Below are 24,813 nucleotides of genomic sequence, written 5' to 3'. Positions count from 1 at the left end.
TCCAGCAGCAGGGGGCGGTCATCGTCTCGACCTGGGCCGTGTGGCCGCCCCGGTCGCGTTCGCTCGCGTCCGCCTCTTCGCTTCCGCCCTCGGCCAGGTCCAGGTCACCGATCGCCTTCCAATCCACGCGGTGTTCGCGCCCGCTGAGGGAGCGGCATCCTTGGACTCGTCCACTTGATGAGGTGTGGGGCGCGTGGCCGCAGGCCGCCCGCCGACGGCGAGAACGATGAGCAGCCCAAAGGCTGCGAGGGCTGTCAGCGTGCGTACGTTGTTGAACAGTTCCCAGCGCCGCAGGACCTCCGCGTGATCGGCCGGGGCCGAGGTGAGCGCCCACTGCTTGATCCGGCCGTTGATCGGTACGTTGCCGAGCCGCGTTACCAGGAAGGACGCGATGGCCAACAGGCCTGCCGTACCCGAGATCAGCCGGGCGCGACCGCGTTTCAGGGCGGCGAGCGTGAGGGAGCTCAGCGTCGACACGGCCATCGCCGACTGCATGGTGATCCCGTTCATTCTCATCAGCTCGGCGTGGAACGACAGCCGCATGTCGAGCGGGACGGCGTTGAAGGTGGGTACGAGGTTGGCCGCGCCGTAGCCGAACGCACCGGCGAGCAGGCCGGCGGCGAGCAGGGCGAGTGCGTGGACGAGTCTGATGCGCATGTCTGCCATCTCTGTCGTGTTGCCTTTCGGGGCGGGTGCTCGGTCCGGCCGGGTTGAGCAGGAGTGCCGCGACTGCCACCAGGGGCGAGCCCGGTGGTACCCCATGGCCCGACGAAACAGAGCACCGGAATGTGAGGCCGGCGCCGCGCCTCACATTCCGCCGGCCTGTGTCGTCGGACTACCGAGGCAGCACCGATCCACGCCCGCGAGGCAGAAGAAGGGACCTTGCTCCATGGCCATGCGAAACGACGGCAACAGGGCAAGTCCGCGTTCATGCACGTCGCGATGGTCCGCAGGACCTGGCCATCTACTTCCAGGCGGCCACGGCTCGACCGCTGCCGTCCTCGTCGTCCCATGCCGAGACGCTCCACGATCTGGGCGCACGTGCTGCACGACGCCTCCATGCTGGTAGCACTCACCGCAGCCCCGGCGTGGCGGCCGGGTGGCAGCTCGCCCCATCGTGTACGCGTCCGGCTTCCTCGCGCTCGCCTTGATCCAGGTGATGCTCGGCATCGCACACATGGCGGCACCCCATGTCCCCCGAGGTGTTCCCATGTTCGGCATGAGCGTGCAGGACCTGAACCTGGGCCGGGCGCTGTCGAGCACCCCTGGCGCCGACAGCTCCCGACAGACGTCCTTCCCACCCCCCTTCCCCTACTGCCCCCAGGAGCCTTCCCGTGTCCCTCAAGCACCTCACCACCGCCCTGGCTGCCCTGGGCGCCGCGTTCATCCTCTACGTAGGCCTCAGCTACCTGCTCACGCCGCAGACCACCGCCCCCGACTTCGGCATACCGACCTGGCCGCAGCACGACGGCGCCGCCTTCCTTGCGGTCAAGGGCGTACGGGACATCGCGACGGGCCTGGTCATCCTGGCGCTGCTGCTCACGGGACACCGGCGGGCGCTCGGCTGGGCGATGACGGCGATCGCCTTCGTTCCCGCCGGTGACATGGTGATCGTCCTGGCCAGCGACGGACCCGCCGGCACGGCTTACGGGGTCCACGGGTCCACGACCCTGGCCGTCGCCCTCACCGCCGGCCTGCTGCTGCGCGAGCGCATGGGTGGGCGGCCGAGCACGGACACATACGCCTCCCAACGCCGCTAAGACCTGTCCCGCAAAAGATCTTCAACCGGTGCGCTCAACCGGCAGCCGCGGAACACCCCTCCCCGAACCCGGCCACGTCCTCGGCAGTCACCTCCAGGCGCAGCCGCTGGAACCGCGTCGGGTGCCGGAAGATGCCGCCCCGGTCGATCGAGGTGTCGGCGCTGACCTCCGCGACGAGTTCGGGAGGGACCGGGGTGAAGTCCAGGACGTCACGGGCCTCCCACGTCGAGGCGAACCGCACACCCTCCTACGGGTGTCTGTCCCCGGCCGGGGACAGACGCTCGCCGACGGACCGGGAGACGTACGGGCGCAGGGGCACCGTGCGGCCGATCACGTGCAGGCGGCCTGCATGGTCGCGGCGTCCGAGGACCAGGAGCTGCGGCCGGTCCAGGGTGTCGGTGACGGCGCCGACGATCCTTTCGGTGGTATCTCTGCGTCGCACCGTGGTCCAGCCGCGGACCGAGGGGGTAGGGCTGGGCCATGCCCTTGACCACGAGTCCTTCGAGGCTGGACACGTCCGTCCAGGACTCCAGCCACTCCCGGGCCTTGGGCAAGACCGCCCTGGCCCGGGCCATCGCGGCCACAGCACGCCGCAGCTCCGCGGGTGATCGTGGAGGGCACCTTCGCGCTCGCTCTGCCCGAGCTCATCGCCGTTGCCACGCTGACCGTGTATGTCGGCCTCGGGGTGCGGACTTCGCCGCGCTCGCACCCCGTCCCGGTCAGGTCGCGTTCGACGGCGCCGGACGCGCTCAGCCGAAGCGGTTGATCTTGGGGAACTTCGCGGCGGTGTCGACGTAGTACTTGCGGACCAGCGGGCCGAAACCGCCCTCCTGGCCGCCGAGGATCATCGACGTGACCACCCCCAGGCTCTTCGCCGCGGTGAACTCCTCCGGCTTCGTCTCGGGCTCCCCCTCGACCAGCGCCTTCCACGCCGCCCGGGACTCCGCCGTGGCGCTGACGTCCGGGTCGAGGCCCAGGTAGTAGACGCGGTCGTCGGCGTCCTTCCCGACGGCCAGGAAGACGATCACGTGGAATCCGCTGGTGAACTTGCTCTTGGCCCCGCCCACGTGCTCGGCCGGACCATTGACGTACACGGCGCGCTCGGACTTGAGGGCCGTGTCGATGCCGCTCCACGCGGCCGAGGCACTGAGCACCGACCCGAGGTCGGCGGGCGTGAAGAGCCCGTCCTTCCCTGAGCTCAGCAGAGCGCCGACCTCCTTGGCGCGCCCCTGGCAGTTGCTGTCCATCATCTTCCCGAACGCGGAATCGACCGGCACCTGCAGCCAGCACGCGAGACGCTTGAGGCCGGTGCTGCCCTCCGTCTCGTCCACCGCCTTCGCGATCCGGTCCCTGATGTCCTTGAGCGCCGGCGTGGGCTTGTCGCCGGCCTGGACGTACGCCTGCTCGATCACGAAGCATCCCCCGAGTCCGGGCCCACTTGCGCCCCGCCATGACGCACGGAGCGTACCCACGAAGGAGCGGAGCGTGAAGACCCCGGGACGACCAACACCGCTCCGCAGGCGGCCGAAACCACAAGGCATGGCCCGCAAGACTCCAGCGGCACGGCCGGCCGGGACCGGATCCGGACACCTCCTTGGAGGCGACCCTTCCGGGGAGGGGCGCCTGAGAGCCCGAGCGGATCCCCGTCAGGCCGACTCGGCATCGTGCAGCAGAATCAGTTCTTCGCCCGGACCGTTGTCCGGGCGCGCTTGCCCCGGCCCGCGAAGCAGCGGTCCCCTGCGGCCGGCGTGAGGTGCCACGGCACGATGTCGTGGTGCTCGCACAGCTCGATCACAGGCTTGACCAGCCGGCTGATCGACGAGGCAGGCAGGCGTGCGGCGAGGGTGGGCGCGGGCGGCGGCCTCCCGTGGCCATCCCACACGCCTTCCAGTCGATGAATACCTCCCACGGTGTGCGGAGCTCAAGCGGAAGTGATCGCCCTGGTCCCTGCGACACGGCACAGCGAAACGACCACACCGAAAGCGTGGGCAATGGGGAACTTCGGAACCACGACACATCGATGCGGCGCAGGCAGGGTCAGTTGAAGGCTTCGGCCACGGTGCCCGAGAGCTGATTCAGTACGGTCCGTGAGAGTTGCACCGAGCCGGTGAACGAGAGGAAGCCGTGGACGGCTCCCTTGACCGGGAAGTGCTGGACCGGCACGCCCGCCTCGGCCAACTTGTGGGCATACAGGTCTGCTTGGTCGCGCAAGGGGTCATGCTCGGCAGTGGCGATGACGGCGGGTGGGAGTCCGGCCAGTTTGTCGTATCGCCCGGGAGAGACGCGCGGGTCGGCACCCTGGTCAGGGCTGCCGAGGTAGGCCCCCCAGAACCATTCGAGGTAGGAACGGGAGAGGATCGGTCCGGTCGTGTACTCGTACATCGAGGGGCTGTCGTCGAATCGGTCGAGGGCCGGGTAGGCGAGCACCTGGAGCGTGATGCACGGTCCCCCGCGGCGTAGGGCTTCCTGTGCGAGAGTCGCGGCGAGGTTGCCGCCGGCGCTTTCGCCGAACACCGCGATGCGTTCTCCGTCGCCTCCGAAGCCGGCGGCGTTGTCCGCGACCCAGGTCAGGGCGGCGTACGCGTCGTCGGTGGCGGCCGGGAAGCGGTGCTCGGGCGCCAACCGATAGTCGACGGAGACCACGATCGTGCCGGAGCGGTCGGCGACGGTGCGGGCGATGTGGTCCTGGGTGTCCAGGTCGCCGAAAACCCATCCGCCGCCGTGGAAGTAGAGCGTCACGGGCAACGGTCCGGCGTCCGGCTCGGTGACGGGCCGGTAGATGCGGATCGGTATCTCGCGATCGCCGGCGGGGACGGTGGTGTCCAGAACGTCGGCAACCGGTTCGGCGGCGCCGGCCAGGGCGGCGAAAGCGCGCCCGGCGGCGCGGTTCTCCGCCACCGTCCGACTTTCGGGGGCCGGCCCGCCTTCCGCGGCCAACTGCCTGAGCAGGATCTCGATCTGAGGGTCGATGGGCATGAGGCACACCTGTCTGAAGAGACGACCATCCCGAGTTGGAATGACTTCTCCAATATCTGGAGCGGATCATTGGAATGTCAATTCCAACTTTGATAACGTGGCGGAGTGAGCACACCAGTTGAGACCGGAGAGCCGCAGAAGCGCCGACTCACCCAGGCCGGCCGCAGGACCCGGGAACGCATCGTCGAGACCGCCGCGGAGCTGATGTTCCATCGCGGCGCGGGGGGCACGAGCATCCCGGACATCCAGGCGGCCGCCGGGGTCAGCGCGTCGCAGATCTATCATTACTTCGGCGACAAGCAGGGCTTGATCCTTGCGGTCATCAACCACCAGACGGACTCGAAGATTGTCCAGCAGGGGCCGCTGCTGGACGGCCTGGACAGCATCGAGGCCCTTCGCGAGTGGTGCGACGCGGCAGGGGACCGGCAGGACGCGCTGGGATGCGTGGGCGGGTGTGAGATCGGCTCGCTCGCCGGCGAACTCGCCGACGGCGATCAGGCGACGCGGATGGTCCTCGTCGCCGCGTTCGATCGGTGGGAAGGCCCGATCAGGTCGGGACTCGCGCGCATGCAGAAACGCGGCGAACTGAGCAAGAACGCGGATGTGGCCGCACTCGCCACCGCCTTGATGGCCGCCGTCCAGGGCGGCATGCTGCTGTCCCAGGTCCGCCGGTCCAGCACCGCCTACCGGCAGGCCGTGTCAGCGGTTATCGATCACATCGAGAGCTACCTCGTCCGTTACTGAGGTGGAGGCGCAAGCTCATTGACTGCTACGGATCTCGTCGATGTGCCGCGCCAGGGCCTCCGTCTCCGCGATCAGCCGCGCGTGCGCCTTCTTCTGCTCCTCATCGCCCTGGGCCCTGAACGCCACGCTGAAGTGGGGTTGGAGCTGGGTCCACCAGCCGTAGTCCAACATCGCCCACGCCTGTGGGCAGAGGGGGGCGCGGGTTTTGGGGAGATAGCCGCTGTCGACCAGGGACTTCTGGTACTTCTTCGGGTCGCTGCCCTCCAGGTGGCACAGGAAGTTGAAAGCCCGCTGCTGGGTGACGGGATGGTCGCTCGCCAGGCCTTCCAGGGTCGGCCGGCCTTCCTTGCGGGCGAGCTCGTCGAAGAGGACCGCGGCGGCCAGCGACGGGCCCGGCCCGACCTCGTTGACGGTGTAGAAGGACGCGAAGCCGTCAGCCGCGTCCTCTTCGAGGCCGAGGTTGGCCAGGAGGAGCTGGCGTTGCAGGGCGTGGCCCATCTCGTGGTCGAAGATGAACTCGGTCGACAGCACGGTCAGATCGTCCGTGTTGTACTCGGACGCGGGGAACGGGGCGGGCCGTTCGACGGTCTTCACGACGTCGGCGAGGGCCTTCTCGATGGCCGTCAGGAACGACGGCGGGACGAAGATCGTCCTGCCGTCGGGTTGGGTGACGGCGTCGGTGACGCCGGGCGGCACGTCGGCGGTGACCTTCACGACCATATCGTGCGGGAGGGCCAGAGCTCTGTTCACCCAGTCGGCCGACCGGTCCAGCACACGGGACTTCCGGATCAGCGCCACGGCCTGCCGGTCCTCCGGTTTGACCGTTTGGGTCTCGTAGACGACGGTGACCCTGCCGGAGCGCGCCGCCTGGGGGCGAGGCCCTGCGCCGGACCCCTGCCCGGCGTCGCGGGCCTCGCCGCCGCACCCGGTCACGACGACCCCGGCGAGGACCATCACGCCTGACAGGACGATGCGCGCCCGCTTCGGGCGACCGGCGGTGTTTGGCATCCTTGGTTGGCTCCTGTCGCGTGCTCCCGCACTGATTCTCCGTCCGTCCGGCGGCGGGCGCCCGTCGAGCCGCCCGTACGGGGGACCGTCCGCCGCGGGCGGTCCGCTGACGGGCAGACAGCCCCGTGCGACGCCCGACGGCCAGGCCGTGTTTCAGAAGTTGCTGGTGTGCTGGGTGGGCCGTCCGGGAAGGACGCAACGACCGTCCACGCGCATCAGCACGCCGCCGGGGCCTGCCACAACTTGCCCCGGCCGGCGAGCCGGCCGACCATGCCCTCGGGCGTTCCCGCGACGGACTGACCGCAAAGATCCGCCTCGCCGCGGACGGCCGCTGCCGGCCACTGCAACTTCATGGTCCCGGAGGACAGTCGCGACGAGTACCCGTTCGCCCGTTCCGAGGAGGGCGCCAAACCCGGGTCCATGTGCGTCGACATCCCCCCTCAGCAGGTTGGCGGAGTGTGGGATGTCGCGAACGTCAAGGTCATGCGACGCAACAAAGGCACCGCCATCTGTGTGCGTTCCCCCGTCACCAAGGCTCAGAACGAGCAAGCGGGAAGCGCAGTCGGCGCAGCTACGACGTCTGCCCCGCATCCTCAACCGAGAGCCCTCCCAAGTGATCATCGCTCCCTGACCGGCCGCGGTGTCCCGCGACGCGTGGCCGGCGTCGGGTCCCGGGGGCCTCGTGCCGGGGGTACCGGTCCGCGAGGCAGACCTTCAGCCGCGGCTGATCGTGCCGGGCCGGTGGCGCCCGTCGTCATGCGTGTCGGAGTTGCTGTCCTCCATCCGGGCCTCCGGGTCCGTGCAGTCCCGATCGGTGACCGCGAGGTCGGTGCCATCGCGGTGTCGCTTGATTCGGAGTCGGATCTTGGCACCGTCGAAGATCCTGTGTCATCGACGCTGCGGCGGCCGGGGCCGTCGCAGCGACGCCGACCAGGACCGCCACCTCCGCAAGCACGGGAGATTTGATGGTGTCGATGGAAGGGCGATTGCCGACCTGATCATCTGCGCCATGGAACGCTCCGGAAGCCCACTGCGGAGAGGGGCGTCCTCCCAGCGTTTCCGGCTCTCGATCAAGACGGGATGAGAGCTCACGTTCCCGCCGCTCTCAGCTCAGGTCACGACCGGGTTCCCGGCGCCGTGGCGGACAAGGCGGCAACCTGAACAGCGGAGTCCACCTCAGGCTGAACACCGGCGGGAGCATCCGCCAAGTGCAGCCGGAGACAGACGAGCCAGGCACCAGGGGGCAGTGGCCGCTGAGGAACACACCAAGTGGATCATTACCGCATGTCAGATACGTCCCGACGCAATGTCCTCGCCGTCTTCGCCACTGCGGCCGCTTCCGTTCCACTCGGCACCTTGGGCGCCGCGGCCTCGCCCAGAACCTCGGTTCCGACCGCTCCCTCCCGCGCGGGCTCGGCCGTGGCCGCGGCGGCTCCCGGGTCGCTCACCTCGCCCCGATCCTCCGTCACGATCGGCGCATTGGACCCCGCCTACTTCACGCAGGTCTCCCTCGCCTCCTTCACCACGAGCGTGCTGCCGGGAACTCCGGAGCGTCTGGAGGTCACCGCCGGCTCCCGGCGTGTGGCCATCTTGACCAAGGGCGCACGAACGGTCGTCCTGACGGGACCTCAGCGCACCTTCAGCGAGAACAAACAGTCTTTCGCGGACGACTTCCAGCGCACCCTCCCCGACCAGACGCTCCCAGTCCCGGATCGCCAGTACTGGGGGACTTCCCCTTCCGGCGGCAGCTGGTCCACCCTGGGCCCCGTCGACACCGACTACTCAGTGGTGCCAGGTAGCGCGATCATCGCGCTCACCACCGACTACGCGAGCCGCCACGCCACCCTCCGGGACGACGAGATCACCGACGTCGACGTCCGCGCGGTCGCGAGGTTCGACAAGGTACCGACCGGCCAGGCCTGCTCGTACGCGCTGTCCTTCGGCTACCAGGACACGCACAACAACTATCGGGCCAGGCTGTCCTTCCTGACCTCGGGTTCGGTCGAACTGCGCGTCGAGAAGGAAGTCACGGACACGGTCACCCAACTGACCACGGCCACCACCCTCGCCACCGCAGTCCCGGCGGGCACGAACTGGACGATCCGCGTACGCCGCGAGGGCGCCCGCATCCAGGTCAAGGCCTGGCGCACGGACACCCCCGAGCCCACCGGATGGGCCGCCGACGTCACAGACTCCACCTTCCCCAAGGGGCGGGTGGGCCTGCGGGCCCTGGCCAACCAGGGCTGCACGAACCTGCCCGTCAAGCTGGTGGTAAGCAGCTTCCAGGTCGACGCCGCGACCTGGCACCAACCGCCGACCGTCACCCACGACACCTGGGTACGCGTTCTCCCCGCGCCCTTCGACGGGACCTGGACTCCTGCTGTGGAACAGGTCGTCCGCGGCTGGGCTGGTTCCCCCACCCCCGACGTTCTGGCCCACGCGGCCATGTTCCTCACGGGAGCACCCGCGGTCACCACCGCCGCCACCCCTGCAACGGGCAAACAGGTCATGGGCAAAGCCGGCTACGGCTCCCTGGATCCGCAGGGATACCGCTACGAGGGCGCGGACTTCCACGAGTACATGAACCTCGGCTGGACCTTCCCCGACGGCACCCAGACTGGGCCTTCGAGTAAGCAGGTCGGCAACCTCGACTGCTCGGGGTACACACGCATGGTCTACGGCTATCACATGGGCGTGCCCCTGGCCGCCGGCGAGGACACCTCGAAGACCCGCATCCCCCGCAAGTCCCGCCACATGGTGGACTACGCCCCCGGCACCCGAATCGACCAGACGGACGGTACGAACCCGCCCGCCGGACAGCAACTGCAGCCCGGAGACCTGCTCCTGTTCAACGCCGATTCCGGCGACGACACGGTGACAGTCACCGTCGACCACGTGGGCATCTACCTGGGCCTCGACACCACCGGCAAGCGCCGCTTCCTCTCCAGCCGCAAAACCGGCAACGGCCCCACCATGTCCGACCTGGGAGGCGCCTCGATCCTCGACGGAACCGGCACCTACGCGAAGAAGCTGCACACGGTTCACCGCATCTGACCCCTGGCGTGTTCGCCGGCGCCGGCTTGTCCGGGGGCGGCGAACGATGCGGCGCGAAAGGCGTGGGAGGCCAACAGGAAAGCCGAGGTGGTCCTCCCCCGGCCGCTCATGGTCTGGGCCTGTCGACGCTGAGGACAGGAGCGTAACCGTCTTCGATGTCCTATGACCTCGGTGGCCTGAGCACAGTGCGGTGATGATGCCCGCTCAAGTGCCGCGATCCCCCGGAATGCCTGGAGGAGCCATCCACGTCCGGGGATGCGGCGGACACAGCCGTCTACGTACGGCTACGGCGCCGGGCAGGTGATCCTGTCCGGCGCCTCGCCCTGCCCTGCCACGCGGCGATCCCCCGGTCCCGGCGGGTCAGTTCGGTGTGATGCCGGTGAGGACGGCGAGGACAGCGAGACGGATGCGGTTGTCCCGGCCCGTTTTCGCCATCAGACCGGCCACGTGCGTCTTCACCGTGGTGACCCCGAGGTGCAGCCGATCGGCGATCTCCTTGTTGGACAGGCCCAAGCCGAGCAGTCCAAGCACCTCCCGTTCGCGCGGAGTGATGGCCGGCATCGCCATGTCCGTCGGAGTGTCCGAGGAGGAACGGGTGTGGAGGGCCTGGGCGACGAGGCGGTCGAGGACGTCCCGGCTGAAGGGCGCCTCTCCGTTGGCGGCCCGGCGTACGGCCTCCAGGAGTTCGGCCGGCGGGGTGTCCTTGACGAGGAAACCGCAGGCTCCGGCCGCGAGCACCGGATACAGATGGTCGTCGTCGTCGAACGTGGTGAGGGCGACGACCCGGGTGGCGGGGCGTGCGGTCAGGATGCGGCGGGTGGCGGTGATGCCGTCCATGCCGGGCATTCTCAAGTCCATGAGGACGACGTCGGGAGTCAGGTGTTCCGCCCGTCGTACCGCCTCCGCGCCGTTGTCCGCCTCGCCCAGGATCTCGATGTCCCGCGCCTGCTCGAAGAGCATGCGCAGTCCCATACGCACGAGCTGCTGGTCGTCGACGACGAGGATGCGGATCACAGGTGGGGCTCCATGTCGGATGCGAGGGAGGGAAGTTCGGCCGTGAGCCGCCAGCCCTGGGCGGCGGGGCCCGCACCCAGTCGACCGCCGAGCAGGTCCACGCGTTCACGCATGCCGATCAAGCCGTGTCCGGAGGGGCCGGAGGCCGGTGGCCGGGCCCTTCCGGCGCCGTCGTCGTGGATCGTCACGTGAACGGCGTCATCGGCCACCCGTACGGCCAGCTCGGCGTGTGCGCCGGGTCCGCCGTGCTTGGCCGCGTTGGCCAGGCCCTCCTGGGCCAAGCGCAGGACCGCGAGGCCACGTACCGCGTCGAGCCGTGCGAGGCGGGGATCCACGGAAGCGGTTACGGTCAGGCCGGTCTGGCGGCTGTGTTCCACCACCGCCTCCAAAGCCGCCGGCAGGGCTCCGGGCTCGACCAGGGAGCCGGTGCCGGGACCGGTCCGGTCCGGGGCTCGCAGTACGGCGACCAGGCGCCGCAGGTCGGTCAATGCCGCGCCGGCGCTGGCGTGCAGGTCGTCGAGGACCTCGGAAATCCGCGGGTCGGTGGGGGTACTTGTGGCCGCGGTGACATGCCGGGCGACACCGACGCGCAGCACCATGGAAGAGACGTGGTGGGCCACGAGGTCGTGCAACTCGCGCGCAATGGTCGTGCGCTCCGCCGCGCGGGCGGCCAGCAGCTGTTGTTCGGCCCGGAGCTCCTGCTGCTGCGCGTGTCGACGGGCATGCACCGCAGCGTCGCGGGTCACGCGTACGTACGCGCCCAGGAGCAGCGGCAGACCTGCGACGATCCCCATCTTGTAGAACACCGGAAGGAGTTCGCCGGGCAGGTCCTCGAAGCGGTTCGCGGCGACGGCGAGTGCCAGTGCCGTCGCTGCGGCGGCGAGGCGGCGTCCGGACTGCTGTACCGCCAGCTCGAAGAGGGTGACGGCGGCCAGCACCTTCAACGAGACGACGGTGCTCGCGCCCAGCGCGTGTGCGGCCACGAGCAGGACCGACTGCGCCAGGAGCGCACCGAACACCCATTTCCCCGCGGCCAGGCACAGCGCGAGCCCGGCTGCGGCCAGGGCCCAGTCGCGTGTCCCGGACGGCCGCTGCAGGAGGAGTACGTAGCCGACCATGACGCCGGCAAGCACCAGGATGCGCAGGCCGGCGAATCTTCTGTCGAACGCGGGCTCGATCCAAGCTCTGTTCACGCCCCCACGATAGGCGGACGCCCGTGGGCCCGGGTCCTGCCGTGGGAGGAGGCCGCCTCCTCCCACCGGCCGGGATGTCCGGCCCGTGGAGGGAGTCGGGGAGCCTGGTCGGGCGGCGAGAGTGAGCGGCATGGATACCAATGCGCATACCTCCACGAGCTCCGACGCAGACGCGGAATCCCTGGCCAGGGGGCGGCGGTCCGTCCTCGGTGGTGCGGCTGTTCTGGGGCTGGGGATCGCAGCCTTCGGCACCACCGCCCACGCCGTCGGCGCCCCGTCGAGGTCCCGTGACCAGGCCGGCCGCTTCCAGGGGAAGTCCGTGCTCATCACGGGTGGCACGTCCGGCATAGGCAGGGCGACGGCGAAGGCGTTCGCCCTGGAGGGCTCCCATGTCGGGTTCTGCGGCAGGCGAGCCGAGTTGGGGCGCCAGGTGGAACGCGAGATCCGGGACGCGGGCGGCGAAGCCACGTACATCGAGGCCGATATCCGCGTGGAAGACCAGGTTCGCGGCTTCGTGGACCGGGTCGCGAGCCGTTACGGCGGTATCGACGTCGCCTTCAACAACGCCGGCATCGGCGGCGGCAAATTGCCCCACGAGATGAGCGTCGAGGAGTGGGATGACGTCCAGGCCACCAACGCCCGGGGAGTATTCCTCGCGATCAAGTACGAGATTCCGCACATGCTCAAGGCGCAGCGCGGCGTCATCATCTGCACCTCGTCATCCGCGGCCGAACAGGCGCGGCCGAACAGCGCCGCGTACACCGCGAGCAAGCGGGCGGTGCAGGGCCTGGTGAAGTCCGCGGCCCTCGCGTACGGACCCAAGGGGATCAGGGTCAACGCCCTGCTGCCCGGCACCACCGATACCCCCTTCGTCCGCCCGCCGGGCATCCCGGACGCGGATTGGACGAAGTACAAGCAGGCTTGGGGACCGCTCAACGTCGACGGCTTGGAACGGATGGCCGAGGCGGAGGAGATCGCGCGGGCCGTGCTCGGGCTCGCGTCCGACGACTTCCCCTACATGACGGGTGCGTCGATCAGCGTGGACGGCGGAAGCACCGCGGGTCGGAAGATGATCCAGCCGAGCAGGACGTGAGGGCTGGCCCTCCCGGGAACGACGCCTGCTGCCAGGGCAAACTCCTACCTGCTCCGCCGCCTCACCCCGGCGCCTCTCGGAACCACAGTCCGTCGGGCCGCTCCTCGATGCGCAGCCGCAGCAGGGGCACGTCCTGTTCCCACCGCGCCACCGCCCGCTCCAGGACGCCGTCCGGCACGGCCTCCCCCAGGGACAGCCGGATGGTGACCTGTGGTGCCGGCCGTCAGGACGTGGGTGTATGCGAAGGCCGCCTCGGCGTCGCCGGGCCGGCGCGGCACGTCCCCCGCGCTCACCGGCCCCGCTCCTGTCCGGCGGACCCTTCCGTGGGCCCGGTCCAGGCCGGCGGGTGTCCGAACCGGACGCCGTGGCTGGTCACGTCGATGGTGACCCGCTCGCCGTCGGGATCGGCGCGGGCCGGCCGGCTGGCCGGCCGCTCATCCGCGTCCACGTCGGCGGGTGCCGGGGCACACACAAACGCTGCTCGGCCATCGACGTCGAGCAGACGCGCCGCGCCCTGGCAGAGGGTGTACCCGGCTGCCCGCACTGCCGACCCCACATCACGCTCGGCGTGCTGGACTGAGCGTGCAGCGGCAGCCCTTCCCGCCCCGGCAGGCGCGACGACTGTCCGGGTCTCGTCCGAGACCGGGACCGCCTTCCACCCAGGCGCACCGGCAGGGGTACTGGGACACGAGGACGCGGTGCAAGCCGACCACGGCCGACATCACCCGCCGAGCCCTGACCGATGGGGTCTCGGCGTACATGCACGTCTTCCCTATTCAATCTTCGTGTTGCAGCAGGATGTGTTCCGGACGGAGCGAGTGCGTGTTGAGAACAGCTGGCGTGTACAGAGAGCGACGAGGGCAGCGGCCGGCGGTCGCCGAGCGAACAGCTTGTGCGAGCGGGGCCTGACACCCATCGCGTCGTCGCTTTGCCGACAGCGGCACACCGCGCGGCTGTCCGGGAGCCACCCGTGCCCTCATGGGGTGCAGGCCTCGGCGATCGACATGCTGTTCTCGTAGAGGTGGTGCCGGGTGATCCGGCCGTCCTCGACGGTGAGGTGAAGCGCGAACGGGCCCTCAAAGGACTTTCCCGTCGCGCGTACGGTCCCTGACAGGTGCCCCATCAGGACAGCTTCGGTGCCGTCGACGATGAAGGTGTCGACAGAGGCACGCGCCTCTTCGGGCACAGTGTGCTCCATCAACTCCGTGAGCTGGGCGGCGCATTCGGCGGCAGTGGACCGCGGGCGGATCCACGGAACGGCGGGGTTCTCTGCCAGCAGCCAGTCGACCTCGCCGGCGAAGAGCACGACGAGCCGCCCGGTATCCCCGGCCGCCCGGGCGGCAAGGAACTCCTGCACCACGGCCCGGGTGGCCGCGGCAACGGAACTCGTGGTGGTGCTCGAACGCGGTGTGTTCGCAGTGGACTGGACGGACATGACGCTCTCCTCGCGGCTACGTTCCCGACGGGGTTACCGTCGATGTGCTTGATCCTGATGGTGGAGGAGAGAGCGGTCGATTACCCCGGGGGTAATGAGCGGCCGACAGGGACAGGGCAAACCTCCTGCGGTGGAGCTCCGACAGAGGAGGAAAGCCGCATACGCAACACGCACAGAGCGGACAGGGAATCGCACTGCCGGCCCGGTACCGCCCTGGGGGTACTGGAGTGAGCGAGTGCCGACCGCACGAGACGGTTGAGGGTGCTCGTCGGGTCGTCGTCCACCCGCCCGAGGAGCGGGGCGGGCGCCGGGTCCCGCGTGGACGGGGTGAGCCTCGGCCGGGCCTTCGGCCCCGCCGACGACACCGAAGGGCGCGGTGGCGGCCCCGCGACCTGTACCTGGCCCAAGGTCAAGCGGGGCGCTGCTGTGCACAGCAGCCTTACGGACGTGCTGAATTCGAACTACCACGGAAGAGGATCGTGTCTCAGTGACCGGCCGTCACTGCTCCCGAAGATGTGGGCCGGCCACAGGTCACTGTCGAAGCCGGCCTGTGGAGTGGATCCCGCGGCGGTGCAGGTGCCGGGGGGGGGGGGTGTACTGCCTGCCTGTTCTCGGGTACCTGTCAGGTCATCACATGTAGCGGCTCATTGGGATGAACGTGCTGCGCAGAAACCGTTGCCCAATTCTTGGAGGGTGCTCCAATTGCCCTGTGTTCGGAACAGAGACGGGAATCCGTCTCTGTTCGGTCGTGAATCCCACTCCGCAGCAAGAATGGATTTCGCCCCATGGCAATCGCCCTTCGCAAGACGCTCGCTCTCACGGCGCTGGCGCTGACCGCTTCCTTCCTGCCGGCCGGCGGGGCGCAGGCGGCGGCGACGGCCACCCCGGCCCTGCGTGCTCCCGGTCTCTACTGCCTCGCGAATGCCTGGAACACCCCGAACGTCTCCTCGAAGCCGTGCGACACGAAGGACCAGGGTCAGCACTGGACCGTCTCGGGTCACCAGATCTTCCTGACCAACGCTCCGGCCTACTGCCTCGCCAACACGTGGAACACCTCGGATGTCTCGACCAAGCCGTGCGACCCCAAGGACCAGGGGCAGTACTGGAATGTCTCGGGCCAGCAGATCGCCCTCAGCTACGCGCCGGCCTACTGCTTCGCCAATGCCTGGAGCACCCCGAACGTCTCGACCAAGCCGTGTGACGCGAAGGACCAGGGGCAGCGCTGGGTGATCTTCAAGGACCAGATCAGCCTCGCCGCCGCCTGACCCTCACCACGCCAACGGCCTTCCCGGCCAGACCTCTCAAGCCGCCTGCATTGACGGTCCCAGCTGTCAGAGGTCCCTAAGAGTTCTGACAGCCGGCCCGCAGTCCGCGCCGGCCGAAGTCCCGGCCTGGCTTTGACAGTGACCTGTGGGGTCTGGCCCAGATCCTGCCTCAGTGACGGCCGGTCACTGAGGCAGGATCGTCTTCCGTAGTAGTAGTTCGAGTTCAACACATCCGTAAGGCTGCGCTTCACAGCACCTACGGTGCCGGCGGAGCTCCATGACGGGGTATGGCCGGCCGTGATGGCGTTGAAGCACGGGACCCGTTCGGGCTTCGCAGCCACCCTCCACGACTGCTCCCCAAGATTTGTGCCGGACCCCACTCTCGTGAACAAAGCCGGCCGACCACACGAGACGGTCGAGGGTGCGCGCCGGGGTCGTGGTCCACCCACCCCACGCGCGGGGCGGGCGCCGGGTCCCGCGTGGACGGCGTGAGCCTCGGCCGGGCCTTCGGCCCCCTTGATGGCCGTGCGCGGCTCGTCCGGGTCGGGGGTGGGGTGGCTGGTCAGGGCTGTCTCTTTCGGTGATGGTCCACGCAGCCTGGTGGCGGGTCCGGTCGCCGGCGCGTAAGTCCATCATCCGCCCGCTGGGGGGGGTGGCTCAGCGGGCCGCGAAGGGCCGGTAGACGCGCAGGGATCGGTCGGCGACGCACACCGCGCCGGTGGCGAGGATGATCGTGCGGGTTGCACCGGCCCGGTAACGGAGGTCCGCGATCAGCACCAGGTGGTCGCCGGCGAGGACGTGGTCGCCGACACGAAGTTCGTGGGGCGGGCAGTCCAGGGGCGCGGTGCCCGCGGGGATCCGGATCGCTCGCTCCGGGGCGACCGGCCGCTTCCCCACCTGAGCGCACAGCACGGCGCGGGCGATCCACTGGAAGCCGGCGGCGTCCATCAACAGCAGGGCCAGTGGGGGCTGGTGCCGCTTGACGACCTCGTCCCGCGCTTGGCGTTCCCGGTCGATGACCACCTGACCGACACTGGACCGGTGCCCCTGTCCCCGGCCGGTCACCGGTGCCCCAACTCTGCGCAGCGCCGCATCAGAATGTTCATGTCGGTCACGGCGGGGCAAGGTCGACCCCCGCGGCTTCTACCTGGCCGGCACCGCCATAGCCCCAGTGGTCGCCTCCGACCTTCTCGCGAAAAGGCTTCGCCGCCCGCGTCGCCGGCGGGCCCTCCCCCGAGGCGTGGGAGGCGAAGCGCGCCTCGTACGGGACCGAGTACATGTCGAGGGGTGCCTCCGACAGCCAACGGCGCGTCTCTGGCGAATTGGTCGTCATCCAGCAGCAGCTGGATACCCCGGGGTGGGCGGTGAGGTCGCGGCTCGTGCGGATCGGCCTCCTCATCGGGCTGCACAGCCTCCGCCGTATCCGTCCCCTCTTTGACCGGGTGGAGCCGGGCAGCGGCGGCGAATGATCTATCGGCCGGCGCGGTGGGCGCGCCAGCGGGCCAGGAGTTGGGCGGGGGTGCTGGGCGAAGGATCGGGCTCATCGGCCCACCGCTCCCGCGGGGTGAGCGGAACAAACGGCATCAGGGAGGTCTGCCCCTCGATCTCCAGGGCGCACAGCGGTTCGCCGCCGGGGATGTCTCCGCGCCCGAGGCGCACGACGAAGGAGAGCGGATCCTCGCTCCCGCCCCGGGCGAGCGAGCCGCTCAACTCGGTCGGCGCGTGGCGCCGCGTGCGAGCCGCGGCCACCACTCTGCCGTCGACCAGTAGCTCGACGCGGCGTCCACCCCCATCCCGGACGACGGTGATCGAGTGCCCGTCCTGGTCGAGATGGAATCGCTGGTCGACCCCACTGCTCACGACAGCCTCCTGCATCCGCTTCCCCTGACCAGCGTAGTCCGCGGAGGCCGGGGACGTCCTGGGCACGGCGCTCGCTCCGGCCCGAACGTCCAAGTCAGATGCCGTGGCCGACGGGGGCACGGCTTCGCGGGGCACAGCCAAGGGCTCTCCGACGGATCTCTTCCATCCTCGCGCCGACGTGCGAGGGTGTCGACCGGCCCCTCCGCCGCCCCGCCCGCCGGGCTCCCGGCAGCGCCGGAGGGCGTATGGAGCGGCCACCGCTCGGCCTGTGGAACCTGGACATGGGGCCGAGCACCCCTTCGTGCACGCTGGTCCTCCAGAGCCGAAGGGCTGCCCTGCTTCCGGGTTCCTCTCTCGGCGGAGGGTGCGCTTCGCTTGCCGAAGTTGCCTCGACTGCAAGGAGTGTCTCGTTGGATCGAAACCCCACCTGTTGCTTCTGTTGGCTGGTGGTCGACCTCGAACAGGACATGGAAGCGCAGGAACTCCGGCTCGGCCTTGCACACTCAGGCAACGCGCGGCAGCTGGTCTACTCCCACTCAAGCTGTCTGCGCGAGCGCATCCACCCGAACATGGACCTGTGGTGGGAGTTTTGAGGGCTGCGGGCCAGGCCGGGTCGGACCGTCGGTGAACCTTGTCGGCGACGAGAGAAGATGCACCATGGATCCCCGCATACCCCACCTGCGTCGCAAGCTGGCCGCGATCCCGTTCCAACCCCTGCGCAGCCACTCCTTCGGGGAGGAGCAACACAAGTTTCGCCTCGGTCCGAAGCTCGCGGACGCACGCGTCGCTGCGTTTGAGGCCGAACACGACATCGTCCTACCCGACGCCTATCGGCAGTTCCTCACGCACATCGGCGGCTCAGGCGCGGCGCCGTTCTACGGCCTCATGCCGCTGGAGCGGTGTTCCCTGCTGTTCATGAATCCGCGCGGGGAACCAGGGGCACCCCGCGGCTTCAGTGCCACAGGGTCCGGGACTCGCGAACGCGACCTCTTTCTCCACGTGATCGAAATGGGCTGCACCGACGTATGCGTCATCGCGGTGACCGGTCCCCTCACCGGCCGCGTCCTCATCGGCAACGGCGACGGCTACTGGGGCCCCAACGTCTCCTCCGCCTCCGATTTCCTCGACTGGTACGAACGCTGGCTCAACCACATGAGCGCCGGACGCGACAACCGGGCCCTGGAACTCACCTCACCCCGGCTTCGTGCCCATCCGGACCGACATCGCATGGCCCCGAAGATCTGACTCTCCGTAACGGCTACACGGAGTGTGAGGCAGAGCCCGGGAAACAGGTAACACCGTGTTGAGACCGACGCGGCTGGTGCTCGGGGTCGCATTTCCTCGGCCTGCCGTGACGTGACGCAATCGCCAGCGGGGCTCTTCCCTCGATGGCGGGTGCGTCGTGTCTCAGTTCCGCCGGGTGGTGGCGTAGGCCTCAATGGCGTCGCGCTGGTACGCGGCAAGGTCGGGAACGATGGCCTCGTATGCGGCGCGCCACGTCTCGGGGTCGACGATGGAGCGTCCGATGGCCCGGTAGTCCTCGGCGGAGACGGGGCGCAGTTCGGTCAGTGCCCGGTACTGGGCGTCGATTTCGGCCTGGACTCTCGTCGACCTGTTTCGACAGGATCCGGCCGATCTCCGGCAGGTCGACGCCCAGCGCCCGCAACACGAGGGTCTGTTGCAGTCGCAGCAACTGGCGCTCTTCGTAGTGGCGGTGACCGTTGGCCCCGATCCGGGCCGGCGGCCGCAGGCCCGTCTCGTCGTAGTGACGCAGTGTCCGGGTGGTCACGCCCGACATCCGGGCCACCTCCGCAATGGGCCAGTCCATCACGACTCCCGTACGTGTGTGTCGCCGGGCCGGTGTCTCCGGCCCTGGTCACGACGGTAGAAGCTGCCGCAACGGCAACTTCAACCCCGAGACCCAAGATCCTCGCAATCGAACGCGGACGGTCCACACCTCAGGCGGGACGGCTCCGCCCGTGGCCGACTGCACCACCGCGCGCCGGACCACCCGCGACCCACGTCGGGTACAGGCGACGAACGGCTGCTCGCCCGCCTCTGCGCCGACCCCACCTCGACACCTTGTTCCTATACGGTGCGCCGGTACGTTGCCGGAGCGTGGTGGGGAGCGAGCGATGGGCGCGGCATCGGGGCCTGCGGGTACGGGCGAGTTGAAGCGCCACCTGGGTGTCTTGGACGCCGTGGTGATCGGCCTGGGGTCGATGATCGGGGCGGGGATCTTCGCGGCCCTGGCTCCGGCGGCCGGTGCAGCCGGGTCGGGGTTGCTGCTCGGCTTGGCGCTGGCGGCGGTGGTGGCGTACTGCAACGCGATGTCTTCGGCGCGTCTGGCCGCTCGCCACCCCGCCTCGGGTGGTACCTACGTCTACGGGCGGGAGCGGCTGGGCGAGTTCTGGGGCTACCTCGCCGGTTGGGCGTTCGTGGTCGGCAAGACCGCCTCTTGCGCGGCCATGGCGCTGACCGTCGGCTCCTATGTGTGGCCCGGCCAGGCTCACGCTGTCGCGGTCGCAGCGGTGGTGGCGCTGACCGCCGTCAACTATGCGGGGGTGCAGAAGTCCGCCTGGCTCACCCGTGTCATCGTCGCCGTGGTCCTGGCGGTGCTGGTCGCCGTGGTGGTCGCCGCGGTCACCTCCGGCGACGCGGACGCGGCCCGGCTCGGCATCGGTGACGACGCGACCTTCGGCGGGGTGCTCCAAGCGGCGGGCCTGCTGTTCTTCGCCTTCGCCGGCTACGCCCGCATCGCCACTCTCGGGGAAGAGGTCCGCGACCCCGCCCGCACGATCCCGCGTGCCATCCCGCTCGCCCTCGGCATCACGCTGGCCCTCTACGCGGCCGTGGCCGTCGCCGTCCTGCTCGTGCTGGGCCCCCAGGGGCTGGCCGACGCCATCGCTCCCCTGTCGGATGCCGCGCGCGCCGCCGGCGCGGACTGGCTGGCGCCGGTCGTACGGGTGGGCGCCGCGGTTGCCGCGCTCGGCTCACTGCTCGCCCTGGTCCTCGGGGTCTCGCGCACGACCCTGGCGATGGCCCGCGACCAGCACCTGCCCCACGCCCTGGCCGCCGTCCATCCGAGATTCCAGGTGCCGCACCGCGCCGAACTCGTGGTCGGCGCCGTCGTCGCCCTGCTCGCCGCGACCACCGACGTACGCGGGGCGATCGGCTTCTCTTCCTTCGGGGTGCTCGCCTACTACGCCATCGCCCATGCCTCTGCCTGGACGCTCTCCCCCGACGAGGGCCGACCGGCGCGGATCATCCCGATCGTCGGAATGGCCGGCTGCCTCGTCCTGGCCTTCGCCCTCCCGCCCTCCTCGGTCATTACCGGCGCCGCAGTCCTGACCGCGGGCGCCGCCGCCTACGGGGTACGCCGTGTGGTGACCACCCACAACACGTAACCGCGGCAGACACACATCCACGCTGTGGTCAAAGAAGGGGACTGAACAGGCGCTCGCCGTGGCGGAGAAGCCGGCGTCCCTGCGGTGACGTGCGTCCGGGGCGGAACCGCCCCCGAACGAGGAGGGGGGCGAATCGAGGCGGTCGCCCGCCACAGTGTCCCAGGGGCATGGTGCGATCGAGCCCGAGCCGTGGGGCGCGCCGTATGAGGCGTCGCTCGTGCCGTGGCAGGCGAAGTGCGCCACTGCGCGTCCCGGCAGCGCCGCCAGCGCCGCCAGCACCGCGTCGGCCACGGCCTCCGTCTCGGACAGGCGTAGTACCTGCGGCCCGTCGAACAGAGGTGCCGGGACGGACACCGGTCCCATCCGGCCTGAACTGCCCGGCGCCACGAGCAGGGCGGGCCCCTCCGGTTCGGTGGGCCACCACACACGGTCCGGCCTCAGCGGGGCCGGCCGTTCCAGCACGGGCGCGGCGAGGTCGTCCCACAGCCCGCGGGTGATCTCGTCCAGTACGTCCAGTGACTCCTCGTCGCGGGCAGCGGTCGCCACCTGCAGGCGCGCGGCGTACGTCTCGACCGTCTCGGGTGTAAGCCGGGGCAGGGACAGGGCCTCGACACCCCCCGAGGTGACGATCAGCGCGTCGGCGCGCAGCGCTGTGACGTAACACCCATCCGGCCGCCGGGCTGAAGCGGTACGAGGCGGAGCACGACTGGCTCACCACCATCCGCCTCCCGTCATACTCACCAGACCTGAACCCGGTCGAGGCCGTCTGGTCACTCGTGCGCAGAGCGATGGCCAACATCGCCTTCGACACACCCGACGACCTCGACCGCAGACTCCGCCGCGAGCTACGCAGAATCCAACTCCGGCCCCACCTTGTCGACGGCTGCCTCACCGCCACCGGTCTGGCCATCAACCCACCTACCCCACCCTGAAATCTTCAGTGGGTGTGCAGGTCCAGGCACTTGCCCGAGCCCACGTTCTTGATGCTCGTGGTGGCGCGCAGGTTGAACTGCCACGTCTGCGCCGGACTGCTGTTGCACGTCCAGGTCTGGATCCGAGTGCCGTTCGCAGAGCCGCCGTTCTCGATGTCCAGGCGCTTGCCGTTCGCGGCGTGTACCGCGATCACCGCCGGCTTGTCACCGACCACGCCGACCCCACCGTGGGTGTGACCTCCGGAGTGCCCACGTGGCCCGGAACGCGTCCCGGGCGGCGACGCGCGGTCGGGTCGAGCGCAGAACCCTGCACCGGGTTTTCATCTCGACCCGCTTCGTCTCAGGAAACGATCGTTTCATTGCAGATCCGACCGTTTCCGTGGTCTAGTTGCACGCGCAGGCTCAGACCTGTCCGGAACAGCACGTTCCGATTCTGTCCTGGCTGGGGGGCCTATGAGCGACGGGTACGCGCGGCTCGCCGAGACCGTGAGAGCGGTCGAAGAGCTCCGGTTGGAATCGGGGCTTGACCGGGCATCGGCTTTCAACCTGAAGGCCCTCTCTTTCCACACTTCGCTGCCGGAGGCCGACATCCGGCGGCTGCTCGACGGCGAGCTCGTCGAGTCGCCGACGAGCGGTCCGGCCGAACTCGCCCGCCGCATCGCCTTCCTCACGGAAACCCGCTTGACCGTGGACCGGGACACGGGTCGCCGGCGTCAGTACACCACCGCGGAGATCGCCGCGGGCAGTGGGATGACGCCGCAGTGGCACGGCAAGTTGCTGAACAGGAGCACGCCGAACATCTGGCACGGCGCCGGCCTGGCCAAGTTCTTCGACGTTCCGATGGAGTACTTCACTCACACGCCACCCGAGGCCGTGAAGCGAGTCCTGGACAGCAAGGTCATCCCGGAGCTCACGGCCCTTCTGAGGAAGCCTTCCGAGGCTGTGAGGAATCGTCACGCCATGCAGCTCCAGCTCCGCCTGGGCGACAAGGAGTTGCCGCCGGACCTGGAGACGGCTCTGATGACTTTCGTGGACGCGATCACACGGGAGAGCAGCGGCTCTTAAGGTCGGGCGTGGCCCGGGCGGCTGACCCGGCCTCGGTCACGAACGCGGCATGACCGACCGCGGCTTCAGTTTTCGGAGGGAACGCACAGTGGGAGCATTCGGATGAACGAGCGGCGGACGGTCGACTTCCGCGAGGGGGTACGCCCGATCCTCGGCAGGCTCCTCCGTCCCGAGAGCTTGCTCGTCGCGCCGAGAACCCACTTGGCGCGGCGGTCGGCCGAGCGGCGGATCGCGAAGTTCTGCGACGCGGTCCTCGCGGGTCTGACAAGGCCGATCCCCTCGGATCCGGACAACCTGTTCGCGGTGTTGAGGGCCGATGTCGAGCAGCGCTTCAACGCGGACCGCGGGGCGCTCCCGTACCGTCCTGTCCTCCTGTTCTTCCGTGAGTTCCCCGAGGAGACGGCCAGTGGTCTCACGGCGAGGTTCGACGACCGCGTCGTGATCATTGTCGAGAGCAAGACGAACACTCTGCACCAGTTCGTGATCTTTGCTCACGAGATGTGGCACGCCTTGAAGGGGGAGTGCCTCTCCCACGGGGGTCACAGCGATGTCGCCACCGCCGCCGCAAGGTCACTCGGTGGTGAACTGGCAAGCGACGACCTCGTCGCCATGGCCGCAAGGAGCCACGAGAACTCCGCGGAGGAGAACGACGCGGAGAAGTTCGACCTGCAACTGGGAGCGCGACTGCGGGAACACCTGCAAGGTGGCGGTACCGTGCCGATCACCGGTCTGGCGGGCCGGATCCAGTCCAGCTTGGGCAGAGGCTACTGAGCATGACCGGATCAGACTATTACGTACCCGCGGCCGTCCTGGCGATCGCCTTGGTGGTCAAGTCGCCCTCGTTCTGGCGCACCTGGCGCTCGCCGATGACGAAGTCGATCTTCGTGATTCTCGCGGCTTCCGTAGCGGGCTTCGTGTTCGGTGCGCCGCCGACGATCGAGCGGGTCAACCGGATCACGGACGTCGCCAACATCTCGGCGCCCATTGTCTATTGCTGCCTGTCGTGCCTGTCGTGCGCCTCGCTCGTGCTCCTCATTCACTGGCGTGGGGGCACCGAGGAGACCATTCGGCGCCACACCGGGATGTGGATCGGGGCGACCGCCGTGGCGATCGCCACGTTCTGGGTGCTCTTCTCGCTCAGTGACGTGCCGGTCGAGCAGCAGCGTGAGTTCGACACCTTCTACGCGACGACCCCGTACGTGCGAGAGATGATCGTTCTCTATCTCACCGCGCACACCGCCACGAGCCTCGTGGTGGCGACGAAGTGCTGGCGGTGGGCTCGGGAACTTCGAGACCTCCAGGCCGCGTGGACGCACTGGGGCCTGCTCATCCTCGTGGCAGCGTTCGGTCTGACCTTGTCGTTCGCCCTGGTCAAGCTCGTGGCCGTCGGTGCCCGCTGGGCCGGTACGGACACCTGGGACTCGCTCAGTACCGACGTCGCGCCTCCCCTGGCGGGGCTGGGCGCGGCCATGACCACCGTCGGTTTCCTGGTGCCGGTCGTCGGACCGCGTCTGGAGTCGATGTGGGTGTCCTGGCGGGCCTACCGGGCGATGGAGCCGCTCTGGCGTGCGCTCGAACCGTTCGCGGGGCCGGGGAAGCCCATGCGGATCAGCCCCACCTCGTCGCTGGAGATCCGGGCCATGGCCAGGTCCACCGAGATCGCCGATCGGCTGCTCAATCTGGCGCCCCATCTGGACAACGCCCACCGCGCGGCAGCCGAGCGGTATGCCTCCTCACAGGGCTGTACGCCGGAAGCCGCCGTCATCTTCGCCGAAGCGGCCGCGATTCATGCGGCGCTGCTCGCCGCGGAGAGCTCCCGGGTGCCGGCGTCCGGACAGACGCCCGTCGCCGTGGAGTCGAGCGCCGCGATTCCCACCCGCGTCTCCGGAACGAACGGTCTCGCCCGACTGAGCGTCCAGTTCTCCAAGATCCACCGCTCCGATTCGCCCGTCGGCGCCGTCCCCTCGGAGAGCAACTGACCATGCGCGCTCTCCCCCACAAGGCTCA

25 protein-coding genes and 3 pseudogenes are annotated in these 24,813 nt (G+C 69.4%); 13 read left to right on the top strand and 15 right to left on the bottom strand.

All coding sequences use genetic code 11. The features are described 5' to 3' along the window. Window positions 1–204: 204 nt before the first annotated feature. Window positions 205–657: pseudogene (locus OG906_RS37900) on the bottom strand (anthrone oxygenase family protein); the annotation flags it as partial. Between the two features lie 677 nt (window positions 658–1,334). Between OG906_RS37900 and OG906_RS37895 the strand changes: the two are divergent. Beyond that, window positions 1,335–1,760, top strand: coding sequence for a DUF4267 domain-containing protein (locus OG906_RS37895; RefSeq protein WP_329448845.1), 426 nt, complete (start codon window positions 1,335–1,337; stop codon window positions 1,758–1,760). A 34-nt stretch (window positions 1,761–1,794) separates the two neighbouring features. Here OG906_RS37895 and OG906_RS37890 read toward each other — a convergent pair whose 3' ends face one another. The 5 genes from OG906_RS37890 to OG906_RS37870 form a co-directional block, all read right to left on the bottom strand. Next, the gene (locus OG906_RS37890; protein WP_329448844.1) at window positions 1,795–2,001 is read right to left on the bottom strand and encodes a hypothetical protein; all 207 of its coding nucleotides are present in this window, start codon (window positions 1,999–2,001) and stop codon (window positions 1,795–1,797) included. 6 nt (window positions 2,002–2,007) lie between these two features. Continuing rightward, the gene (locus OG906_RS37885; protein WP_329448843.1) at window positions 2,008–2,202 is read right to left on the bottom strand and encodes a hypothetical protein; all 195 of its coding nucleotides are present in this window, start codon (window positions 2,200–2,202) and stop codon (window positions 2,008–2,010) included. A 307-nt stretch (window positions 2,203–2,509) separates the two neighbouring features. Next, window positions 2,510–3,172 carry a hypothetical protein gene (locus OG906_RS37880; protein WP_329448842.1) on the bottom strand — a complete coding sequence of 221 codons (663 nt, stop codon included), beginning with the start codon at window positions 3,170–3,172 and terminating at the stop codon, window positions 2,510–2,512. 263 nt (window positions 3,173–3,435) lie between these two features. Next, a complete protein-coding gene (locus OG906_RS37875; RefSeq protein WP_329448841.1) occupies window positions 3,436–3,642 on the bottom strand; it encodes a hypothetical protein in 207 nt (68 codons plus the stop codon). A gap of 155 nt (window positions 3,643–3,797) precedes the next feature. After that, entirely contained in the window at window positions 3,798–4,736 is a 939-nt protein-coding gene (locus OG906_RS37870) for an alpha/beta hydrolase (RefSeq protein WP_329448840.1), read from the bottom strand. Between the two features lie 105 nt (window positions 4,737–4,841). Between OG906_RS37870 and OG906_RS37865 the strand changes: the two genes are divergently transcribed. Next, complete coding sequence (locus OG906_RS37865) at window positions 4,842–5,480, top strand: TetR/AcrR family transcriptional regulator (RefSeq protein WP_329448839.1); 639 nt, start codon at window positions 4,842–4,844, stop codon at window positions 5,478–5,480. 15 nt (window positions 5,481–5,495) lie between these two features. On the opposite strand, the gene OG906_RS37860 is transcribed toward OG906_RS37865, so the two are convergent. Then, on the bottom strand, window positions 5,496–6,488 hold the full coding sequence (locus tag OG906_RS37860) for a DUF4344 domain-containing metallopeptidase (protein WP_329448838.1): 993 nt from the start codon (window positions 6,486–6,488) through the stop codon (window positions 5,496–5,498). A 215-nt stretch (window positions 6,489–6,703) separates the two neighbouring features. Continuing rightward, the gene (locus OG906_RS37855) at window positions 6,704–6,841 is read right to left on the bottom strand and encodes a hypothetical protein (protein WP_329448957.1); all 138 of its coding nucleotides are present in this window, start codon (window positions 6,839–6,841) and stop codon (window positions 6,704–6,706) included. A gap of 931 nt (window positions 6,842–7,772) precedes the next feature. Between OG906_RS37855 and OG906_RS37850 the strand changes: the two genes are divergently transcribed. Beyond that, entirely contained in the window at window positions 7,773–9,542 is a 1,770-nt protein-coding gene (locus tag OG906_RS37850; RefSeq protein ID WP_329448837.1) for an NlpC/P60 family protein, read from the top strand. Window positions 9,543–9,902: 360 nt separating this feature from the next. On the opposite strand, the gene OG906_RS37845 is transcribed toward OG906_RS37850, so the two are convergent. Then, on the bottom strand, window positions 9,903–10,556 hold the full coding sequence (locus OG906_RS37845) for a response regulator transcription factor (protein ID WP_329448836.1): 654 nt from the start codon (window positions 10,554–10,556) through the stop codon (window positions 9,903–9,905). After that, on the bottom strand, window positions 10,553–11,749 hold the full coding sequence (locus OG906_RS37840; RefSeq protein ID WP_329448835.1) for a sensor histidine kinase: 1,197 nt from the start codon (window positions 11,747–11,749) through the stop codon (window positions 10,553–10,555). The genes OG906_RS37845 and OG906_RS37840 overlap by 4 nt, the downstream gene beginning before the upstream one ends. A gap of 130 nt (window positions 11,750–11,879) precedes the next feature. Here OG906_RS37840 and OG906_RS37835 point away from each other — a divergent pair, with 130 nt between their 5' ends. Together OG906_RS37835 and OG906_RS43765 are read left to right on the top strand one after the other, a co-directional pair. Next, window positions 11,880–12,842: an SDR family NAD(P)-dependent oxidoreductase gene (locus OG906_RS37835; RefSeq protein ID WP_329448834.1), complete on the top strand. Its 963-nt coding sequence runs from the start codon at window positions 11,880–11,882 to the stop codon at window positions 12,840–12,842. 238 nt (window positions 12,843–13,080) lie between these two features. Beyond that, window positions 13,081–13,422 carry a DUF6233 domain-containing protein gene (locus OG906_RS43765; protein WP_443067490.1) on the top strand — a complete coding sequence of 114 codons (342 nt, stop codon included), beginning with the start codon at window positions 13,081–13,083 and terminating at the stop codon, window positions 13,420–13,422. Window positions 13,423–13,818: 396 nt separating this feature from the next. Here OG906_RS43765 and OG906_RS37830 read toward each other — a convergent pair whose 3' ends face one another. After that, window positions 13,819–14,277 (bottom strand): nuclear transport factor 2 family protein, encoded by a 459-nt coding sequence (locus tag OG906_RS37830; RefSeq protein WP_329448833.1) that lies wholly within the window; start codon window positions 14,275–14,277, stop codon window positions 13,819–13,821. Between the two features lie 785 nt (window positions 14,278–15,062). Here OG906_RS37830 and OG906_RS37825 point away from each other — a divergent pair. Then, window positions 15,063–15,542, top strand: a complete 480-nt coding sequence (locus OG906_RS37825) for a ricin-type beta-trefoil lectin domain protein (protein ID WP_329448832.1) — start codon at window positions 15,063–15,065, stop codon at window positions 15,540–15,542. A 657-nt stretch (window positions 15,543–16,199) separates the two neighbouring features. Here OG906_RS37825 and OG906_RS37820 read toward each other — a convergent pair. Together OG906_RS37820 and OG906_RS37815 are read right to left on the bottom strand one after the other, a co-directional pair. Beyond that, on the bottom strand, window positions 16,200–16,565 hold the full coding sequence (locus tag OG906_RS37820) for a hypothetical protein (RefSeq protein WP_329448831.1): 366 nt from the start codon (window positions 16,563–16,565) through the stop codon (window positions 16,200–16,202). Window positions 16,566–17,012: 447 nt separating this feature from the next. Beyond that, window positions 17,013–17,402 (bottom strand): hypothetical protein, encoded by a 390-nt coding sequence (locus OG906_RS37815; protein ID WP_329448830.1) that lies wholly within the window; start codon window positions 17,400–17,402, stop codon window positions 17,013–17,015. Window positions 17,403–17,848: 446 nt separating this feature from the next. Here OG906_RS37815 and OG906_RS37810 point away from each other — a divergent pair, with 446 nt between their 5' ends. After that, window positions 17,849–17,995: a hypothetical protein gene (locus OG906_RS37810; RefSeq protein WP_329448829.1), complete on the top strand. Its 147-nt coding sequence runs from the start codon at window positions 17,849–17,851 to the stop codon at window positions 17,993–17,995. A gap of 64 nt (window positions 17,996–18,059) precedes the next feature. Then, window positions 18,060–18,647 carry an SMI1/KNR4 family protein gene (locus OG906_RS37805; RefSeq protein WP_329448828.1) on the top strand — a complete coding sequence of 196 codons (588 nt, stop codon included), beginning with the start codon at window positions 18,060–18,062 and terminating at the stop codon, window positions 18,645–18,647. A gap of 162 nt (window positions 18,648–18,809) precedes the next feature. Here the strand turns inward: OG906_RS37805 and OG906_RS37800 are convergent. After that, window positions 18,810–19,230 (bottom strand): annotated as a pseudogene (locus OG906_RS37800) (MerR family transcriptional regulator). 307 nt (window positions 19,231–19,537) lie between these two features. On the opposite strand from OG906_RS37800, the gene OG906_RS37795 reads away from it, so the two are divergent. After that, window positions 19,538–20,809 carry an APC family permease gene (locus tag OG906_RS37795; protein ID WP_329448827.1) on the top strand — a complete coding sequence of 424 codons (1,272 nt, stop codon included), beginning with the start codon at window positions 19,538–19,540 and terminating at the stop codon, window positions 20,807–20,809. Between the two features lie 659 nt (window positions 20,810–21,468). Beyond that, a pseudogene (locus OG906_RS37790) lies at window positions 21,469–21,741 on the top strand (transposase); the annotation flags it as partial. 5 nt (window positions 21,742–21,746) lie between these two features. Here the strand turns inward: OG906_RS37790 and OG906_RS37785 are convergent. Next, window positions 21,747–21,956, bottom strand: a complete 210-nt coding sequence (locus tag OG906_RS37785; protein ID WP_329448826.1) for an RICIN domain-containing protein — start codon at window positions 21,954–21,956, stop codon at window positions 21,747–21,749. 238 nt (window positions 21,957–22,194) lie between these two features. Here OG906_RS37785 and OG906_RS37780 point away from each other — a divergent pair, with 238 nt between their 5' ends. The 3 genes from OG906_RS37780 to OG906_RS37770 all read left to right on the top strand — a co-directional run bounded on the left by OG906_RS37780 (window position 22,195) and on the right by OG906_RS37770 (window position 24,785). After that, window positions 22,195–22,806 carry a hypothetical protein gene (locus OG906_RS37780; RefSeq protein ID WP_329448825.1) on the top strand — a complete coding sequence of 204 codons (612 nt, stop codon included), beginning with the start codon at window positions 22,195–22,197 and terminating at the stop codon, window positions 22,804–22,806. A 102-nt stretch (window positions 22,807–22,908) separates the two neighbouring features. Beyond that, window positions 22,909–23,577 (top strand): toxin-antitoxin system, toxin component, encoded by a 669-nt coding sequence (locus OG906_RS37775; RefSeq protein WP_329448824.1) that lies wholly within the window; start codon window positions 22,909–22,911, stop codon window positions 23,575–23,577. Window positions 23,578–23,579: 2 nt separating this feature from the next. Beyond that, window positions 23,580–24,785, top strand: a complete 1,206-nt coding sequence (locus OG906_RS37770) for an MAB_1171c family putative transporter (protein ID WP_329448823.1) — start codon at window positions 23,580–23,582, stop codon at window positions 24,783–24,785. Window positions 24,786–24,813: the final 28 nt, after the last annotated feature.

Source organism: Streptomyces sp. NBC_01426 (genome assembly GCF_036231985.1).
In the GTDB taxonomy this organism is placed as follows: Bacteria; Actinomycetota; Actinomycetes; order Streptomycetales; family Streptomycetaceae; genus Streptomyces.
Note: the sequence above shows the minus strand (reverse complement) of the source record. Positions and strands in the feature narration are given on the sequence as shown.

Coding starts and splice junctions, on each gene's coding strand:
- OG906_RS37830 (WP_329448833.1), bottom strand. CDS start 14,277: ATGTCCGTCCAGTCCACTGCGAACACACCGCGTTCGAGCACCACCACG.
- OG906_RS37775 (WP_329448824.1), top strand. CDS start 22,909: ATGAACGAGCGGCGGACGGTCGACTTCCGCGAGGGGGTACGCCCGATC.
- OG906_RS37780 (WP_329448825.1), top strand. CDS start 22,195: ATGAGCGACGGGTACGCGCGGCTCGCCGAGACCGTGAGAGCGGTCGAA.
- OG906_RS37870 (WP_329448840.1), bottom strand. CDS start 4,736: ATGCCCATCGACCCTCAGATCGAGATCCTGCTCAGGCAGTTGGCCGCG.
- OG906_RS37795 (WP_329448827.1), top strand. CDS start 19,538: ATGGGCGCGGCATCGGGGCCTGCGGGTACGGGCGAGTTGAAGCGCCAC.
- OG906_RS37805 (WP_329448828.1), top strand. CDS start 18,060: ATGGATCCCCGCATACCCCACCTGCGTCGCAAGCTGGCCGCGATCCCG.
- OG906_RS43765 (WP_443067490.1), top strand. CDS start 13,081: ATGCGAAGGCCGCCTCGGCGTCGCCGGGCCGGCGCGGCACGTCCCCCG.
- OG906_RS37860 (WP_329448838.1), bottom strand. CDS start 6,488: ATGCCAAACACCGCCGGTCGCCCGAAGCGGGCGCGCATCGTCCTGTCA.
- OG906_RS37855 (WP_329448957.1), bottom strand. CDS start 6,841: ATGAAGTTGCAGTGGCCGGCAGCGGCCGTCCGCGGCGAGGCGGATCTT.
- OG906_RS37825 (WP_329448832.1), top strand. CDS start 15,063: ATGGCAATCGCCCTTCGCAAGACGCTCGCTCTCACGGCGCTGGCGCTG.
- OG906_RS37770 (WP_329448823.1), top strand. CDS start 23,580: ATGACCGGATCAGACTATTACGTACCCGCGGCCGTCCTGGCGATCGCC.
- OG906_RS37850 (WP_329448837.1), top strand. CDS start 7,773: ATGTCAGATACGTCCCGACGCAATGTCCTCGCCGTCTTCGCCACTGCG.
- OG906_RS37835 (WP_329448834.1), top strand. CDS start 11,880: ATGGATACCAATGCGCATACCTCCACGAGCTCCGACGCAGACGCGGAA.